This window comes from Bacillus sp. 491mf (assembly GCF_900112415.1).
GTDB lineage: Bacteria > Bacillota > Bacilli > Bacillales > Bacillaceae_G > Bacillus_A.
Window position 1 is genome coordinate 13,100 of record NZ_FOLV01000044.1, and the last position, 17,992, is coordinate 31,091.

15 protein-coding genes are annotated in these 17,992 nt (G+C 38.3%); 11 read left to right on the plus strand and 4 right to left on the minus strand.

Features of this window, described 5'->3' with window-relative positions; genetic code table 11:
• Positions 1–44: 44 nt before the first annotated feature.
• Entirely contained in the window at positions 45–1,718 is a 1,674-nt protein-coding gene (locus BM211_RS22515; protein ID WP_035436358.1) for a sigma-54 interaction domain-containing protein, read from the minus strand.
• A 294-nt stretch (positions 1,719–2,012) separates the two neighbouring features.
• Between BM211_RS22515 and BM211_RS22520 the strand changes: the two genes are divergently transcribed.
• The 9 genes from BM211_RS22520 to BM211_RS22565 all read left to right on the plus strand — a co-directional run bounded on the left by BM211_RS22520 (position 2,013) and on the right by BM211_RS22565 (position 13,381).
• Positions 2,013–3,188: an NAD(P)/FAD-dependent oxidoreductase gene (locus BM211_RS22520; protein ID WP_035435811.1), complete on the plus strand. Its 1,176-nt coding sequence runs from the start codon at positions 2,013–2,015 to the stop codon at positions 3,186–3,188.
• Positions 3,185–4,222 carry a proline racemase family protein gene (locus tag BM211_RS22525; protein WP_090999664.1) on the plus strand — a complete coding sequence of 346 codons (1,038 nt, stop codon included), beginning with the start codon at positions 3,185–3,187 and terminating at the stop codon, positions 4,220–4,222. Before BM211_RS22520 ends, BM211_RS22525 begins: the two co-directional genes overlap by 4 nt.
• Complete coding sequence (locus tag BM211_RS22530; protein WP_090999666.1) at positions 4,219–5,172, plus strand: proline racemase family protein; 954 nt, start codon at positions 4,219–4,221, stop codon at positions 5,170–5,172. The genes BM211_RS22525 and BM211_RS22530 overlap by 4 nt, the downstream gene beginning before the upstream one ends.
• Before the next feature lie 442 nt (positions 5,173–5,614).
• The gene (gene dapA / locus BM211_RS22540) at positions 5,615–6,511 is read left to right on the plus strand and encodes a 4-hydroxy-tetrahydrodipicolinate synthase (RefSeq protein ID WP_035435802.1); all 897 of its coding nucleotides are present in this window, start codon (positions 5,615–5,617) and stop codon (positions 6,509–6,511) included.
• Positions 6,512–6,624: 113 nt separating this feature from the next.
• The gene (locus tag BM211_RS22545) at positions 6,625–8,109 is read left to right on the plus strand and encodes an aldehyde dehydrogenase family protein (protein ID WP_090999669.1); all 1,485 of its coding nucleotides are present in this window, start codon (positions 6,625–6,627) and stop codon (positions 8,107–8,109) included.
• A 162-nt stretch (positions 8,110–8,271) separates the two neighbouring features.
• Entirely contained in the window at positions 8,272–9,885 is a 1,614-nt protein-coding gene (locus tag BM211_RS22550) for an APC family permease (protein ID WP_090999671.1), read from the plus strand.
• Between the two features lie 237 nt (positions 9,886–10,122).
• The gene (locus tag BM211_RS22555; RefSeq protein WP_090999672.1) at positions 10,123–11,949 is read left to right on the plus strand and encodes a M3 family oligoendopeptidase; all 1,827 of its coding nucleotides are present in this window, start codon (positions 10,123–10,125) and stop codon (positions 11,947–11,949) included.
• Complete coding sequence (locus BM211_RS22560) at positions 11,943–12,857, plus strand: phosphotransferase family protein (protein ID WP_090999674.1); 915 nt, start codon at positions 11,943–11,945, stop codon at positions 12,855–12,857. Before BM211_RS22555 ends, BM211_RS22560 begins: the two co-directional genes overlap by 7 nt.
• Before the next feature lie 26 nt (positions 12,858–12,883).
• Positions 12,884–13,381: a GNAT family N-acetyltransferase gene (locus BM211_RS22565; protein ID WP_090999676.1), complete on the plus strand. Its 498-nt coding sequence runs from the start codon at positions 12,884–12,886 to the stop codon at positions 13,379–13,381.
• Between the two features lie 130 nt (positions 13,382–13,511).
• Here BM211_RS22565 and BM211_RS22570 read toward each other — a convergent pair whose 3' ends face one another.
• Entirely contained in the window at positions 13,512–13,877 is a 366-nt protein-coding gene (locus BM211_RS22570; protein WP_090999678.1) for a hypothetical protein, read from the minus strand.
• Positions 13,878–14,150: 273 nt separating this feature from the next.
• Between BM211_RS22570 and BM211_RS22575 the strand changes: the two genes are divergently transcribed.
• Positions 14,151–14,582, plus strand: a complete 432-nt coding sequence (locus tag BM211_RS22575; RefSeq protein WP_090999680.1) for a VOC family protein — start codon at positions 14,151–14,153, stop codon at positions 14,580–14,582.
• A gap of 27 nt (positions 14,583–14,609) precedes the next feature.
• On the plus strand, positions 14,610–15,038 hold the full coding sequence (locus BM211_RS22580; RefSeq protein WP_035436356.1) for a cytidine deaminase: 429 nt from the start codon (positions 14,610–14,612) through the stop codon (positions 15,036–15,038).
• A gap of 292 nt (positions 15,039–15,330) precedes the next feature.
• On the opposite strand, the gene BM211_RS22585 is transcribed toward BM211_RS22580, so the two are convergent.
• Together BM211_RS22585 and BM211_RS22590 are read right to left on the minus strand one after the other, a co-directional pair.
• Entirely contained in the window at positions 15,331–16,446 is a 1,116-nt protein-coding gene (locus BM211_RS22585) for an aminopeptidase (RefSeq protein WP_035435778.1), read from the minus strand.
• Between the two features lie 223 nt (positions 16,447–16,669).
• On the minus strand, positions 16,670–17,686 hold the full coding sequence (locus tag BM211_RS22590; RefSeq protein ID WP_090999682.1) for a trypsin-like serine peptidase: 1,017 nt from the start codon (positions 17,684–17,686) through the stop codon (positions 16,670–16,672).
• Positions 17,687–17,992 lie beyond the last annotated feature (306 nt).

A 17,992-nucleotide genomic window follows, 5' to 3' on the forward strand; every position in this document is an offset into this window, starting at 1 on the left:
AAAATATTATGCAAAAAATGTGCCAATATAGAGGAGGAAGAGGATTAATTTAAGCCAAGTCGCTTTAAGCGATTATATAAAGTAGCTCTTGTGATACCGAGTTGTTTTGCACATTCTAATTTATTGCCATCTAAAATATGTAACGCTCTTTCAATGATCTTTTTCTCATGTTGATCCATTTCTTCTTGTAATGGCATGATAGTGCAATCATTTTCTAGAAGTACATGATTGGCAGTCTTTACCGTGTCTTCTAAGCCGATATTTTTTGTATGGAAGGGTAAATACTCTTTTTTGATTACGCCATCTGTCGAAAATACGATAAGCCGCTCTATAATATTACGCAATTCGCGAATATTACCAGGCCAATCATAACGAAGCAGTTCATGCATGACTTCTGGCGGGAATTCATGAATGGGCCGCTGATAACTTAAAGAAAAATCATGTAAGAAATAATGCGTTAATTCAATAATATCTTCTTGCCGCTCTCTTAAAGGAGGAATATGTAGACTCACTACATTTAGCCGGTAATATAAATCTTCACGGAACTGTCCTTGTTTCATTAATTCTTGTAGATCACGATTTGTGGCAGCGATGATACGGAAGTCGATGTTGATTTCTTTTTCCCCGCCAACCCGGTAATATTTCCGCTCCTGCAGCACGCGTAGCAGCTTTACTTGCATTTCGAGCGGCATTTCGCCTATTTCATCAAGAAACAATGTCCCGCCTTTTGCTAGTTCTATTTTTCCTTTTTTTCCTTTACTGTCAGCGCCAGAGAAAGCGCCACGTTCATATCCGAATAGCTCACTTTCAAATAAAGATGCCGGTATCGCACCGCAGTTAATCGAAATAAACGGCGCTTTCGGTTCCTCGCTTGCTTCATGAATTGCTTTAGCAAACACCTCTTTTCCGACGCCGCTTTCGCCTAATATGAGAACAGTGGATTTTACAGAACATACTCTTCTAGCTAAATCTACTGTTCTTTGCAGGGCGGCACTTTTTCCTTTAATAGAATGAAAGGGATCGGATGAATCTTTATATTTTGCTACTTCTTGTTCTAGACGGTGTACTTCATTGGACATATTAAATAACTTCTCATTCAGTACAACTTGATTTGTAATGTTTGTTTCTGAAACAACTGCACCGATAATTTGGTCGTTAAAGTAAACGGGATTAGAGTTAATTAAGACAAATAAATCAGATTGAGGTTGATGATGTTGTCCTACTATGCGTTTTCCTTTATGTAGAGATTGTAAGATTTCTAGATTTTTATAATCAAAGAAATCCGTAATGGGGCGGCCAATTATATCTTGTTGCTTAACCGAGAATATTTTTTCGGCTCCTTCTGTCCATGTACGAACACGTTCTTTGTCGTCAATGACCGTGACAGAAGAGTCTGTCGTTTGAGTGACAGTTTCATAAAAGGCTTTTAATTGATTATAAGAGCTATGAAGAAAATGAATGAGTTGCGCGGCTGTTATACAGCCTACTGGATGTTTGTTTGTATCAAGAATAATAACTGTGGAATGATGACTAAATGCCTGAATCAAGGTGAATAATGAATCATCCTCATATACGACTTTGCATAGAACATCAGGTGTGTTTGATGTTGAACGATAATAAAATTCCCCGTTTTTTTGTTCGATCTGTTGTGTATCGAATGATATATCTATTAAATATTGTTTCATTATTTCTTTTACTGAAGGCAATGAAAACATAATGACCCCTCCCATACTGTAAAAAAATATTAACACTGTAAAGGGAATTATACACTTATTTACAAAAAATTTAAAATGTTTTGCGATAAGGTGAAACTTTAATCAGTGGGTGGTTTTTATCCCCTGCTCATCTTTCTTATTTTACTCTTCATCTCGAGGCGGGGGCTTATTGCTCATTAAAGCAGGATAAAGTAGCAAGGGAAGAAATAATGATTCATTTTGAGAGTTTTACGTTAATTGGCACACGAATTGCATTTTTAAGCAATGAGGTCATTTCATCGAGAGGAGGAATGTCATGTGAAACATTGTGACGTGTTAGTCATTGGTGGGGGGATTATTGGCTGCTCGATTGCTTATTATGCATCTAAATACGGAAGAGACGTAACGATAATTGAAAAAGGGGAATTTGTTAGTGGCACGTCTTCAAGATGTGACGGCAATATTTTGGCGATTGATAAAGACCCAGGTTTTGATAGTCAAATGTCGTTGTTTAGTCAAAACTTAGTGGATGAATTAAGCAAAGAATTAGAACATTCATTTGAATATCGTGCTCCGGGAAGCATCCTTGTTTGTGAATCAGAGGAGGAGATGGAAGCAGCGCAAAAATGGGTAGATCGTCAAAAAGCTGCTGGTTTACCATTTCGAATGCTTGACCGCCAGGATATTCGGCAAGAGTCTCCTTTTTTTGCAGATGATTTATTAGGAGGGCTAGAATGCGCCACTGATTCCACAGTGAACCCGTATCTTTTAGCTTTTTCACTTTTAGAAGAAGCAAAAAAATTAGGAGCTAAAGCTTTCAAACATACAGAAGTAAAACAAATGAAAAAAGAAGAAAGTGGTTCATTTATTGTAGAAACGACAAACGGAACTTTTACTGCGGATCATGTCGTTAATGCGGCTGGTGTATGGGCACCTAGAATAGGAAAGATGCTCGATCTGTCAATACCGATTGAACCGAGAAAAGGGCATATTATCGTCGCTTCAAGGCAGCAGCATGTAGGGTCCCGAAAAGTAATGGAGTTTGGTTATTTAATTTCCAAGTTTGGTGGAAAGCGCGTTGTCGATCCACTAACTGAAAAATACGGAGTCGCTCTTGTCTTTGAGCCAACAGAAAGTCAAAACTTTTTAATTGGCAGCAGCAGAGAGTTTGTCGGTTTTCATACGGCAGTAAATAATGAAGTCATTAAATGTATTGCGAACCGGGCAATCCGGTTTTATCCGAAAATGGCGGATATGATGGTCATTCGTTCCTATGCAGGATTGCGGCCATGGACGGAGGATCATTTGCCAATCGTGTCGCGTGTGGATACAATTCCAAATTATTATATTGCGGCGGGCCATGAAGGGGACGGTATTAGCCTCGCAGCAGTAACAGGAAAAATAGTAGAAGAACTCATTAACGAAAAAGAAACGTCTATTCCTGTTGATCCGCTTAGCATTAACCGATTTTCAGAAAGGATGTTGAGCCGATGAGGACACAAAGAGTCTTTACAACGATTGATACACATACAGGTGGGAATCCAACGAGAACATTAATTAGCGGCCTTCCAAAACTAGTTGGGGAAACAATGTCAGAAAAAATGCTCCATATGAAAAAGGAATATGATTGGATTCGCAAACTGTTAATGAATGAACCGCGTGGTCATGATGTTATGTCTGGAGCTTTATTAACAGATCCTTGCCATCCAGAAGCAGATATTGGTGTGATTTACATAGAGACAGGTGGCTATTTGCCAATGTGTGGACATGACACGATTGGTGTGTGCACAGCTCTAGTTGAGTCTGGATTGATTCCTGTTCAGGAGCCGGTTACTTCTTTAAAGTTGGATACGCCAGCTGGACTCGTTGAAGTGGATATTTTAATAGAAAATGGGAAAGCAAAAGAAGTGTCTTTTTGCAATATCCCAGCGTTTCTTTTAAAAAGCATTTCCGTTGATGTCGAGGGAATTGGACGTATAGATGCCGATATTGCGTATGGCGGGAACTTTTACGCAATCATTGAAGCGAAAGCGGTTGGATTGGAGTTAATTCCAGAAAATGCTTCTCACATAATTGAAACTGCAATCAATATTAGAAATACCATTAATGAAAAAGTTGAAATCGTTCATCCGCAATATTCGTTTATTAAAGGGTTAACTCATGTCGAGTTTTTCACGGAACCAACTCATGAGGAAGCGGATGTGAAAAATACAGTGATTGTTCCTCCGGGAGGAATCGACCGTTCTCCATGTGGAACAGGCACTTCTGCAAAATTAGCTGTCCTATATGCGAATCAAGAAATTTCAATTGGCAAAGAGTTTGTTCATGAAAGCATTGTCGGCTCCTTATTTAGAGGACGCGTATTGGAAACGACGGATGTGGAAGGGGTTGAGGCTGTTGTAACCCAAATTACTGGATCTGCTTGGTTAATGGGAATGCACCGATTCTTCTACAATGAGAAAGATCCACTTAAAGAAGGCTTTCTGCTCATTCCGCCAATGGAGCATGAAACGGAGGACGTGAAATGAAAATTCAGAAGACCTATTCAACGACAGATGTACACGTAGCTGGAGAAGCATTTCGTGTTATTAAAGATGTGCCATTCATTCATTATCAAAATTTAGAGCAGTTAAATGAACAATTTATGCATGTATTTGCAGATGAAATTTACCTTTTATTGAATGAACCCCGCGGATTTGCTGGGTTGAATGGCTGTCTTGTTGTTCCAATGATTAGCGAAGAAGCAGATGCCGCGGTATTATTTTTAAATCATGAAGGAACGGTTCCGATCCATTACGGCGGCATTGTTGCTGTTATTACAGCTTTATTGGAATGCGGTCATTTAAAGCCGAGAGCGTCAAATGAATATAAAATCGAAACGCAGAGAGGTGTGATTTCCGTTACCGCTATGATCGAGGATGATGAAGTAGTTTCAGTGGTGATTGAAAGTGAACCGTGTCAAGTAGTAGAAACGAACATTCCATTGTCTCATTCGAATGTCAATACACAGTTCTCCCTTGTACAAGCTGAGCAGTTATATGCAGTGTTTGAGAAAGACGATATTGCTGCAGAGATTCGTGTTGAGGAACTGTCTGAATTGAAGAGATGGGGACAAAAGATGCACCGGGCTCTTGAGTCGAAATTTCCAGTAAGAGGTATCATTTTAATGGATGATTCGCAATTAAAAGAGAGACGGATTAAAACAATCACGTTTCGTGAAGACCAGTATATCGTTCGCTCTCCTGGCTTTGAAACAACAAAGGCATGCATTACAAGTTTACTTTCTAAAGGAAGATTGTACTTAGAGCCACCTTTTGTAAATGAAAGTATTTTTGGTAGTACTTTGACAGTACAAGTGGCGAAACAAACAGATGATGGATACAAATTCACTTTAAAAAGTCGCGGTTTCATTACAGGGATGCAAATGTTCGTATTAGATCCGACAGATCCGTTACCTGCTGGATTTTTACTGAAATAATAAAAGCGAGATTTATAGATTAATAATAATGATTGTCTAACTTATCCCGCTATTCGTGGGTAGTAAGACCCCCACCTCAAGATTCAGAGAGAAGCAAAGAAGATAGGTGGGGGATAACTGCCCGTAAAAGCCCAATTGGTTCAACTAACCGTCAGTGGGGGATGAAGAAAACCCCCACTGACGGAAGTTTCACTTTATCTAAGGTTATTATGCCTGCTATATATACATTTTCATTTTTCGGCACATAAGTTGCTTCTATGAAGAATACAACATGAACGCTACTTGTTTTCTCCTTTTGTTTGAAACGTTGCCTGTGGCAGGAAAAGGCCCTGACCGTTCCTATGCGCGGCCAGATGCTCTCGCCTACCCGAAAAGAAAGGGGTTTTCATGTCGTTTTTTTAACTTGTATATATAGTAAAAAAATATTGAGGAGGAAATAGAAATGACAACAATTAGAGGAGCTTATCCAGTATTAATTACACCAATGAATGAGGAGCAAGAGATTGATTGGGCCGGCGTAAAAAATAATGTGAATTACTTTATAGATCAAGGCGTTGCAGGGATTGTAATTAACGGAAGTACTGGAGAGTTTGTAAGTTTATCAAAAGAAGAAAAGTTTCAAATGGTTGAAACTGTATTAAGAGAAGTGAACGGCCGCATTCCAGTTATTGTAGGGACTGCAGCTGAAACAACAAAAGAAACAATTGAATACACGAAACAGGCAGAGGCACATGGGGCAGATTGTGCGCTCATTATTAACTCTTATTACTGCAAGCCGAAAGAGGAAGAGATTTATTTCCACTTTAAAGAAGTATCAAATGCAGTGAATATACCGATTATGCTGTACAACAATCCGTTTACATCAGGCGTTGATATGAGTACAGAATTGATGCTACGAATCGGAAAAGAATGTGAGAGAGTTACCCATATTAAAGAATCAAGTGGAGATGTCCGCAAAGCAAGAGATCTTGTTAGACAAGGTAAAGGGGACATTGAAATTTTCTGTGGTTCAGAAGATTTAGTTATGGAGTCTTATTCAGTCGGGGCAACAGGCTGGATTTCTGTTGCGGGGAATGTTGTGCCAAAGCTTGTTACAAAAATGTTTAATCACTTCCAAAACGGTGAGTTAAAAGAAGCTTGGGAAATCAATGATCGTATTTTACCGCTATGTGAATTTCTTGAAGGATCAGGAAAATACGTACAAATTGTGAAACGTGCAATGGAATTAAATGGGCAGGCAGGAGGACCTTCACGCTATCCTCGTTTAGGATTGACACCTGAGGAAGATCAAAAGCTTAAGGATATTTTAGCGAGTTTAACTGCTGTTTCACGTGCATAAAGTGAAAAATCCATCAACGGGGGAATTATCCCCCGTTGATGGTTAATTAAAGAAATTGATCTTCTTCGGATGTCTGCGCATAGTGGGATATAAAATGTAAAGGGGAGAGGAATATGTTAACTACACAAATCGAATTAAAGCCGAGGGTAAAAGCTTTTTTAGAAGGAAATATTGAACTCTTTATCGATGGGAAATTTGTACCATCGATAAGCGGCAAAACGTTTGAAACGTATAATCCAGCAACAGAAGAAGTGCTTGCTTTCGTAAGTGAAGCCGGGGAAGAAGATGTTGATTTAGCAGTAAAGGCTGCACGAAAAGCATTTGAAAAAGGAGCATGGCCTGACTTGAGTGCGGCTGAAAGAGCACATTTAATTTACAAGCTGGCTGATTTAATTGACGAGCATAAAGAAGAGTTAGCGCAATTAGAAGCGCTTGATAATGGAAAACCATATCAAGTAGCACTAGATGACGATATTCCAGCAACAGTAGAGCATTACCGTTACTATGCTGGCTGGGCGACGAAAATACTTGGGCAAACAACGCCGATTTCAAAGGACTATTTAAACTATACACGCCATGAACCGATTGGGGTTGTTGGGCAAATTATTCCATGGAACTATCCGTTAGTAATGGCGGCGTGGAAAATGGGAGCAGCATTGGCGACAGGATGTACAATCGTTTTAAAACCTGCTGAGCAAACACCGTTATCTCTGTTATATACGGCGCAGCTTTTTAAAGAAGCGGGCTTCCCGGACGGCGTTGTTAATTTCGTTCCTGGATTTGGTCAAACAGCAGGAGCAGCAATTGTGAATCATCATGATATTGAAAAAGTAGCCTTTACAGGTTCGACTAATACTGGTAAATATATTATGCGCCAAGCAGCTGAAACAATTAAACATGTGACGTTAGAGCTTGGAGGAAAATCACCAAATATTATTTTAGAAGATGCAAATATAGAAGAAGCAATTACTGGTGCTTTTAACGGGATTATGTACAACCATGGACAAAACTGCAGTGCAGGATCTCGCGTATTCGTTCACCGAAAGCATTATGAAAAAGTGGTGGAAGAATTAGCGAAACTTGCGAACGATGTAAAACTAGGTGCAGGAATGGAAACAGGTACAGAAATGGGACCGCTTGTTTCGAAAAAGCAACAAGAACGCGTGTTACATTATATCGAAAAAGGAAAAGAAGAAGGTGCAAGAGTTGCAGCTGGCGGTGCGAAGGTGTTTGAAAAAGGATACTTCGTCAGACCAACTATTTTTGCTGATGTTACAGATGATATGATTATCGCCAAAGAAGAAATTTTTGGTCCAGTAGTGGCAGTTCTGCCGTTCGATACGGTAGAAGAAGTAATTGAAAGAGCAAATAACACACCATTTGGACTCGCTGCAGGTGTATGGACAGAAAATATTAAAACTGCACACCAAGTAGCGAATCGTTTAAAAGCTGGTACAGTGTGGATAAATGATTACAACTTAGAAGATGCGGCGGCGCCGTTTGGTGGTTATAAGCAATCAGGTATTGGCCGTGAAATGGGCTCTTATGCACTTGATAACTATACAGAAGTGAAGAGCATTTGGGTGAACTTGAAATAAAGATTGGGAAAACCTTTCTTTTTAGGGTGGGCGAGAGGGTCTGGCCGCGTATGGTAGCGGTCAGGGCCTATTCCTGCCACGTGCGAGGGTTAAAATAAAGGAGATAGTCTACGTTAAAAATACTGAAAATTAAGAAAATAAAGTGAGAGAGGAGAGGTTAGGATGTCTAATAAAGGTAAGTTTAAAAGAGAAATATCACTACTAGATTTAGCCTTTATCGGTTTTGGCTCTATGTTTGGATCAGGTTGGTTGTTTGCCGCTAGCCATGTTGCTGGAATAGCAGGTCCGGCGGGAACTATTTCATGGGTCATTGGTGGATTTGCTATTTTGTTATTAGGACTTGTATATTGTGAACTTGGGGCAGCACTTCCGCGAGCTGGAGGAATTGTTCGCTATCCTGCATATTCTCACGGTCCGATACTCGGATATTTACTTGGATTCATTACTCTTATTGCATTTTCAAGTTTAATCGCAATTGAAGTAGAAGCAGCTAGGCAATATGCTGCAGCTTGGTGGCCAAGTCTGACACAAGAAAACTCTACTTTACCGACTGTAAGTGGTTGGCTTATGCAATTTGGACTACTCGTCATTTTCTTTTTGTTAAATTACTGGAGTGTAAAAACATTTGCGAAAACAAATTTAATCATAACTATCTTTAAATTTTTTGTACCAGCATTAACAATTGTTGTATTGCTAATGTATTTAAATACCGATAATTTTTCAAGTGCTGATTTTGCACCGTTTGGATTTTCTGGTGTACAAGCAGCCATTTCTGCCGGCGGTGTTATTTTTGCTTATTTAGGACTGACACCTATTGTATCAGTTGCAAGTGAAGTGAAAAATCCGCAAAGAACGATACCGATTGCTCTTCTTTTATCTGTCGTCTCTTCAGCGATTGTTTATGTTCTTTTGCAAGTTGCTTTTATTGGAAGCATTCCAACTGAAATGCTTAGCAACGGCTGGGCGGGAATTAGTAAAGAATTTAGTTTACCATTTAAAGATATTTCTCTTTTATTAGGACTTGGCTGGATGGCCTATTTTATCGTGTCCGATGCCATTATATCACCGAGCGGAGCGGGGAATATTTATATGTCAGCTACTCCTCGCGTTATATATGGATGGGCTCAAGGCGGAACGTTATTTAAAGTATTTTCTAAAGTTGATGAAAAATCAGGCATACCAAGACCGGCTCTTTGGCTTACTTTTGCTCTTTCTATTTTCTGGACATTACCGTTTCCTTCATGGGAAGCACTAATTAATGTTGTTTCTGCAGCGCTTGTATTAAGTTATGCCCTTGCACCGATTACAGCGGCGGCACTTAGAAAACGGACTCCTGAGCTAAATCGTCCATTTTTAGTAAAAGGAATGTCAATCATCGGGCCTCTTTCATTTATCATTGCCTCATTAATCGTGTACTGGTCTGGTTGGAAAACGCTTTCTTGGTTACTATCTTCACAAGTTATCATGTTTGTCATTTATCTATGCTGCAAAAAATGGGTACCAACTTCACAAGTATCTTTAGCCCAGCAAATTAAGTCATCGTTATGGCTCGTTTTTTACTACATTGCCATAATGGTAGTGTCATACTTCGGTATGTTTGGAGAAGGGAAGGGATATTTAACCAATTCAACAGATTTGCTAGCGGTTAGTATTGTTTCCTTGATTAGCTATTACTGGGCGGTTCATACGGCTTTACCGGTTGTAGATTTAGATGATGAAGATGAAGTGGAAAGCACTGATTATGTAAAGGTAGAGAATACGCCGGTTAGTAAATGATTTTGTATAAGCACAAAACCTAAAAACCCTTTTTCTTTTAGGGTGGGCGAGAGGATCTGGCCGTGTATAGTAGCGGTCAGGGCCTATTCCTGCCACGTGCGAGGTTTAAAACAAAAGAAAAGAAAAACATAGAAAGGGAAGAAGCGTACAGGGGAATGCTTCTTCCTTTTTTCTGAATTTACTAATTTTTCATGGTATAATATGGATAACTACGGCATTTTTTAGGAGGCGAGTGCATTGCGTGAGGCTTTACAACAACGCTGGAGTTTAGATGAGATTTTTCCTGGAGGAAGTGAGTCGAATAGCTTTAAAGAGTTTCTTATAAAGCTAGAGGGAGATATTGTTAAAGAAACAGCTACAACAATAGAAATGAAGGAACTGGAATCAATAAGTGGATATGAAGAGTGGATTGAACAAATGAATCGAATCCAAGAGATGTCTACTCGCTTGCTAGAAGCAACCCACTTTGTAGAATGTTTGGAATCAGAAAATGTGGAAGATGAGCAGGCTATTATATTAAGTGAAAAAGTAAGAGATATTTCATCACAATTTCAGGTCGTCATCAATGATTTTGAACAAACATTTGTACATATACCGGATGATACTTGGGAGCAGTTATTGCAGCTGGACCAAATTAAGCCGATTGCTTATCCACTTCAAGAAAAAAGAGAAGCGGCGAGAGGGAAATTATCGGTAGCGCAGGAGCAGTTGATTCAAGATCTTTCTATTAATGGCTATCATGCGTGGGTTAATTTATATAACTCTGTCATTGGCAAAACAAAGATTGTTCTTGAGGAAGACGGACAAAGGAAAGACCTTAATTTTGGACAAGCATATAACCAATTACATTCATCTATCAATCATTATTCTAGAACGAATCTCGTAAATGCTTTACATAATGCAGGCGAAAAAGTAGCTGAGACATGCGCAGCAGCTCTAAATAACATTGCTGGTTTTCGATTACAGGTGTATAAACATCGGGGAGTGGATTCCATTTTAACAGAACCACTTCGTTACAATAGAATGTCAGAAACAACGCTTGATTCTATGTGGGAAGCTGTTAATCAAAGTAAGCCTATCATAACTTCATATTTAAAAAGAAAGGCAAGTTTACTAGGATTAGAAAAAATGGATTGGTTCGATATATATACGCCTATAGGCAAAGTAACGAAGACTTATACATATGAAGAGGCTGCTGACATAATCCTTACTGGGTTTCATTCTTTTAGCCCTAAATTAGCGAATTATACAGAAAGAGCATTTCAGGAAGGCTGGATTGATTCTGAAAACAGGAATACAAAAGCAAGTAGAGGATTCTCAGCTAGATTTCCGCTAACGAAGCAAGCGCGCATCTTCATGAACTTTCAAGGAACACATAATAATCTCGCTATACTTGCCCATGAATTAGGACATTCTTTTCATCAAGGCATTATTTCAAATGATGTTCCGCCATTTGCACAGCAGTATACGATGGCTGTTAGTGAAACAGCTTCTACGTTTGCAGAAACGATTATTTTAAATAAGGTCATTCAAGATACTTCAAATGAACATGACAAATTGCTTCTTCTAGAGGCAAAGATACAAACTGCGCTTAGTTATTTAATCGGAGTACAGGGAAAGTTTATATTCGAAAGAGACTTCTATGAAATTCGAAAAGAGCGGGTTGTAGGAGTCGATGAATTGAACCATTTGATGAAAAAAGCACAGCAGTATGCGTTCAATGATTCTCTTATTTCTTATCATGATTTTTCATGGATTTGGAGTCGACACTTTTATTTCACTGATAAACCTTTTTATAATTTCCCGTACACATTTGGCTTTTTATTCAGTCAAGGAATCTACGCGACGGCACTTCAAGAAGGACATTCATTTGAAGAAAAATATATAGATTTGCTTCGAGATACTGGCAGAATGACTGCTGAGCAATTAGCTTTTCACCATCTTGGCTTTGATCTAACAAAACAAGAATTTTGGGAGAAAGCAATGCAAGTTATTTTACAGGATATAAAAGATTTTCTAGCTTTAACAGACAAGCCCCTGAGCGAGGAGGGGATGAAATGCTGAATGTAGCATCAAAAACAGAAGAGTTAAGAACAAAATTACAAAACATATTAACGAGAGAATATGAAGAGTTAGGTATTAAAAGCTTAGAAGTAGCAGGAAGCGGCGTCCAAAATGTTGTGTTTCGAGGAGATTCAGAAACAGGTTCTTTCGCTTTTCGTGTACCGTGGGAGCGCGAAGTTGCTAATATCAATGAAAATTTATTTAGCAGTCGCCTTTCATTACAAAAAGAAGCAAAGCTTTCTGCGTTTTGTCATTCTCAAGGAATTCCTGTGCCAGCGGTTCATGGACTGCACCTTTCTGAGGAACTTGATTTTTTAATTTCGGATTATATAGTTACTGACGCTACTCCGATTTCTTCTTACGAAATTGGAGAATTAGCCAATAAGCTTCATCATATGCCAATTGAATGTTTACATTATGAAAATGAACATGGAAAGTCGACAGAACAGCATATAGCAGAGCGTCTTGCTAGAAGACTACAATCATTTAACAAAATTACTTCTTTACGTATTCCATTTCCAAAAGCAGAAGAAATTGAGGCGATTTTAAAGGAGGGGGAACAGGTAAAGAGGCTGCTTCATATGGATATTCGACCTGCCAATATAATTGGTCATGGCGGAGAAATTCAAGCAATCGTTGACTGGGACAATGCTCTTATTGGTCACCCGCTTCTCGAACTGATGAGAATAGCGGAAGTAAATGAAGTGAATTGGAGTGAATTTAAAGCCGGGTATAAAGATGAGCATATTTTTGAGTCTCTTCCAAAAATTGTTTGTCTATTTTACAGGCTTGATACGGCGCTGATGCTTGCGAATCTTTTTATCGCTCAGCTAAAAATAAAAGATAAAGGATTGTATTATAGGGAACGTGTTGAAGTAATTAGTAATGAAATACATACATTTTTATAAATTTCGTAAAATTAGGAGAAATAAATATGGATATAAATTTGGAAATTGAAAAAGTAAAGCTAGAGAATAAAAGCGTTTTAAAGAATTTGACGGAACTATATAAATACGACTTTAGTGAATTTGATCCTGAAGATGTGAATGAGCATGGTTTGTATGAATATATGTACGTAGATCATTATTTTACAGAGGAAGGTCGCTTTGCATTTTTTATAAAAGTGAATGGAAAGTATGCAGGGTTCGCATTGATCCGAGAGATTGAGGAAAGTGCCCGTACATACTACTATATGTCAGAATTTTTTGTCATGAAAAAGTATCGGAAAAGTGGTGTAGGAAAACAAGCGGCTATGCAATTGTTTTCTAGATTCCCTGGGGAGTGGGCAGTTGCAGAGATGGAAGAAAATGTTCCAGCTCAAGCATTTTGGCGAAAAGTCATTTCTACCTATACGAATAATGGGTACCGTGAGATAAGGAAAGACGGTTGGGACGGACCAATCCAAGTGTTTCATTCGAGCGCGAGTATGTAAGTGTTGTAAAATTATTTAAATTCGATATGGAAATATAAGAGCCTTGCTACATTTTCTTGTAGTAAGACTCTTTAAAGTTGTTTAATTCTTATTGTACTAAAGCACCCGTTACTCTATTTAGTTAGATAAGTTATTTATTAGAAAAATTATCAATCGCTTGAATAGCTAGTTTCAACGCTTTTATTCTTCTTTCTAAAAGCGTTCTTTGGGGACTACCAGCCTTTGACTTATCATAAATGTTCTCAATTGATGGAAGCAAACCAGTAAGAACATTGCGAGCTTTTGTTAAATCTTCATGGGTGTAATGATGGGGTCTTTGATTCCAAACGTTTTCTAGCATTGCTAAGCCGATGCAAACAGCTTTGAGTCGTTTCTTTACTAAGGTAGTATTTGCGCCTTTCTGAGTCATCTGTGACAAGGCATTTTCGAGTTTACTGATTGTCGATTGTAAAGACTTTATTGATTCCAATTTATCTACATTTGATATGTTTTCCATGTTAGTACTGTCCCTTCTTCGTTTTTGAATTATTTTTCTTGATACTTGATAAAATCGTTAAGAACCTAATTTTACTCGCAATATTTTAACATAAATAACCAACTTTATTTGATGTGGATTCTCAATAATCTGGCCCAATTGTTGAACACAAGTTAATTAACACTCTTCAACTAACCTGCCTGTTAGTCCAATAAGAATTAAACAACTTTATTATTTTTTTAACAACTTTTTTGTCACTTAACAAGTGTTTCTATACATTATGGAGGGGATATCATGGTACTGCAAAGAGTAAGCCTAATAACAATTGGTGCATTTAATTTACCGGTTCTTCGCGCGTTTTATAAAAGCTTAGGATGGGAAGATATAGAAATAAGTTCAGATACTTACGCTGCGTTTAAAACGGCGGGTGTTATTCTTTCGATCTTTCCTATTGAGGAATTAGCAAAGGATGCTGGCGTTTCCATTACTCAAGATGTAGAAACGTTTCGCGGTGTAACGTTTGCGATTAACGTAGATCATCCGGAGCAAGTGGATACAACGATTGAAGAAATTCGAAAAGTAGGCGGAAGAATTTTACGAGAGCCAAGCGCTGCTTTTTGGGGAGGGAGAACAGCTTATTTTGCTGACCCTGAAAACAATCTTTGGGAAGTTGCTTGGAACCCGGATTCTGTATTTGATGAAAGAGGAGCTATGCTGGAGTTCTAATTATTCGAAGGGGAATTTTATATGAATATGAAAACCTATCCTGTAACATCAGATGATTTGAAGTTAATTGAGGAAGCGACGACGAAAATTAAGACGTTATATAAAGAAAATTGTCATCATGTGGGCGCAGCTTTGCGTACTATATCGGGTGAAATCGTGTCAGCTGTGCATATTGAAGCATATGTAGGGCGAGTTACGGTTTGTGCTGAAGCAATCGCAATTGGTAGTGCAATATCAAATGGTCATAAAGGGTTTGATACCATTGTGGCTGTTCGTCATCCCTATTTAGACGAACCCAATCGAGAAATTACAGTAGTCAGTCCATGTGGTATGTGCAGAGAACTTATTTCAGATTATGCCCCTCATTGTTATGTGCTTTTAGAGGTGGGTAATGAAATTATTAAAACAACAATTGATGAATTAATTCCTTATAAGTATAAAAGATCGTCAACTTAGTAAAATTATTCTATATATGCAAATGACATAAAACTCTCTTTCTTTTAGAGGAGGACGAGAGCATCTGATTGTGCATAAAAGTGGTTAGGGCCTTTTCCTACATTTAGAATGCTGAACATTGTCGAAGCGTCTTTATCTTGTGTCGAATCGCCGATATATCGGAAAAATCGCTGATATATTGAAAAAAGTGGTCGATATATTTGAAAAATCGCCGATATATCAGTGAACATATTAAGAAGGAGTTGATTTAAAAGATATCTACATCTCTTTTGAATCAACTCCTTTTTCCATCTTATTTTAAGTTCTCAGGATTTAATGCTTCTAATTCAGGTACAACGAAGCGGCCATCTTTACGGATTAATACGTCGTCGAAGTAAATTTCGCCGCCGCCGTATTCAGGGCGTTGGATGCATACTAAGTCCCAGTGGATGTTAGAGTTGTTGCCATTCCATGCATCGTCGTATGCTTGTCCAGGAGTGAAGTGGAAGCTGCCGTCGATTTTCTCATCGAATAGAATATCGCCCATTGGATGTAAAATGTATGGGTTTACGCCGATTGCGAATTCACCAACGTAGCGTGCACCTTCGTCTGTATCGAAAATTTTGTTAATGCGCTCTGTATCGTTTGCAGTTGCTTCAATGATTTTACCATCTTTAAATGTAAGTTTTACATTTTCGAACATGTAACCGTTGTAAGGAGATGGTGTGTTGTAAGAAACTGTACCGTTAACAGAATCGCGAACAGGCGCAGAGTATACTTCGCCGTCTGGAATATTTAAGTGACCAGCACATTTAATTGCTGGGATGTCTTTAATAGAGAATGTTAAGTCAGTGCCAGGTCCAACAAGACGCACTTTATCTGTTTTGTTCATGAACTCAACAAGATTGTCCATCGCTTTATCCATTTTCGCGTAGTCTAAGTTACATACGTCAAAGTAGAAGTCTTCAAATCCTTCTGTGCTCATTTTTGCAAGCTGTGCCATTGCAGCATTTGGATAGCGCAGTACAACCCATCTTGTTTTTGGAACACGAATGTCTCTATGTACTTTTTTACCTACTGTGTTACCGTAAATTTTCATGCGCTCACTTGGAACGTCAGCTTGTTCATTTACGTTATCACCAGAGCGAAGGCCGATATAAGCATCCATATCTTTCATTACGCTTGCTTCATATGCAGCGATTTGCTCGAAATGTTCTTCTGTTGCGCCCATCATTAAAGAGCGGTCTACTTGATGATCTTTTAATAGTACGAATGGATAACCACCAGCTTCATATGCAGCTTTTACAAGTGCTGTTACTAGCTCTTTTTGTAAACCGAAATTTTCGATTAATACTTTTTCGCCTTTTCGTAAACGAATAGAGTAATTAATTAAATTTTTTGCTAATGTTTCAATACGTGGGTCTTTCATAAGTAAAGCCTCCCTTATATGTGTATCCTTCTTTATTGTAACCTACTTATTTGAATTTGTTTAATAATTTATCGAAATATTGGCAAGAAAATTATAAATGTAAAACGTGAAAAGAGTAAGTTGTAGATAGTTGTTATTTTCTGTCCTAAAACAAAGAGTAACCAGTATGTATTTCTAGTTACTCTTTGTTATACATGCTATTTACTAATAAATGGCTTATACGTTATTTCATTTGATCAAACATTGTTTTAACATCCTTAGAGTTAGGGGTTGCATACAAAGTTGGTGTGCCAGAAGTTGAACGCCGAGATGTCACTGCAAAAACATAACCAAGATCTTGATTAATTCTTTCTCTTAACCAAGGCCCCCCACTAGCCCCGCCATTCATACCACACTTCATGGTGGCATCGCTGCTAAACCATCCTCTACTAGTTGTAGGTCCATCGCAATAATAAGCTATCTGTCCATCATATGGGTTTTCGGCGGGCCAACCAAAAATACGAACGTCTGGTTGATTCGTACCATATCCAGTGGAAAGTCCATTTCCTCCAATCGTATTTACTAAGTCTTTTTCATTCCTTGGGAAAACAGTGAAAAATGCTTGGTCATAGCTAGAATTACTATCATTTATCCAGGCGTTGAATGTCCGCGCTTCTTTCCAGTTCCAAATACCATAAGGTGTTGAACCATTACGATATGCCGGAGCAAATGCAATATTTGAGTGCCATCCTTTCCCTTTTCCTCCATTTACACAATGGGCTGCTGTTATAACAAGATTTTTATAATTATTGTTAATTGAAGAAGCAGAACAAACATAATCTTTTCCGCCATATGAAAAAAATACTTTGCCTGCTGTAGATGGAACAACTACATTTGCTTCGTTTATGCTATTGTTAGTTTCGGGTAGAACGGGATCAGAAATATTAGTAGGCTCTCCTATTAAAGAAGATTCAAATTGTTCTGGATTCGTTTCTTTTTTTTCATCATTTTTAATTTTGTCTGCTGGAATTGCATTTTTCATCTTTTCTTTTGTCCAATAGCCGGCAGGATCTTCTGTATTTTTGGGATCTTGAATAGTAGGTGGGATTGTTGGAGCAGTTTTAGATTGGGTAAGAGAATCGTTATTTCTTAAAGTAGTATTTTCATCATTAGATGTTGCAAATGCTAACTGAGTACTTAAACATAATGTGAAAATTACACTAAATATAGTTCCGAAAACCAAAAAATTTAGTCTTTTCATAAATGCCCCCACTGGATATATTTGGTTATTCGTGGCCACAATCATAGCATATTTCAATTCGTTATTCACTATGAAAACAAATTGAAACATTCGCATAAAATTTTTTCTTTATATGTAGTCCCTTTCATGACCACATATAAAGAAAAAACGAGTGAAGGCCACTCTTTGTTTTACATGGCAGTGACTTATCCCGCTATTCGTGGGCAGTAATACTCCCACCTCAAAATTCGGCGAAAGCATTGTCCAGCTCCAGCGGCTAGAATCTCCGGTCGTTTCGCCCCCTCGGACGAGGCAAAAAGCGCCTCT

Excerpts from the sequence above, each read along its gene's own strand:
- BM211_RS22525 (WP_090999664.1), top strand. The coding sequence starts at position 3,185 with ATGAGGACACAAAGAGTCTTTACAACGATTGATACACATACAGGTGGG.
- BM211_RS22530 (WP_090999666.1), top strand. The coding sequence starts at position 4,219 with ATGAAAATTCAGAAGACCTATTCAACGACAGATGTACACGTAGCTGGA.
- dapA (WP_035435802.1), top strand. The coding sequence starts at position 5,615 with ATGACAACAATTAGAGGAGCTTATCCAGTATTAATTACACCAATGAAT.
- BM211_RS22545 (WP_090999669.1), top strand. The coding sequence starts at position 6,625 with ATGTTAACTACACAAATCGAATTAAAGCCGAGGGTAAAAGCTTTTTTA.
- BM211_RS22550 (WP_090999671.1), top strand. The coding sequence starts at position 8,272 with ATGTCTAATAAAGGTAAGTTTAAAAGAGAAATATCACTACTAGATTTA.
- BM211_RS22560 (WP_090999674.1), top strand. The coding sequence starts at position 11,943 with ATGCTGAATGTAGCATCAAAAACAGAAGAGTTAAGAACAAAATTACAA.
- BM211_RS22565 (WP_090999676.1), top strand. The coding sequence starts at position 12,884 with ATGGATATAAATTTGGAAATTGAAAAAGTAAAGCTAGAGAATAAAAGC.
- BM211_RS22570 (WP_090999678.1), bottom strand. The coding sequence starts at position 13,877 with ATGGAAAACATATCAAATGTAGATAAATTGGAATCAATAAAGTCTTTA.
- BM211_RS22575 (WP_090999680.1), top strand. The coding sequence starts at position 14,151 with ATGGTACTGCAAAGAGTAAGCCTAATAACAATTGGTGCATTTAATTTA.
- BM211_RS22580 (WP_035436356.1), top strand. The coding sequence starts at position 14,610 with ATGAAAACCTATCCTGTAACATCAGATGATTTGAAGTTAATTGAGGAA.
- BM211_RS22585 (WP_035435778.1), bottom strand. The coding sequence starts at position 16,446 with ATGAAAGACCCACGTATTGAAACATTAGCAAAAAATTTAATTAATTAC.
- BM211_RS22590 (WP_090999682.1), bottom strand. The coding sequence starts at position 17,686 with ATGAAAAGACTAAATTTTTTGGTTTTCGGAACTATATTTAGTGTAATT.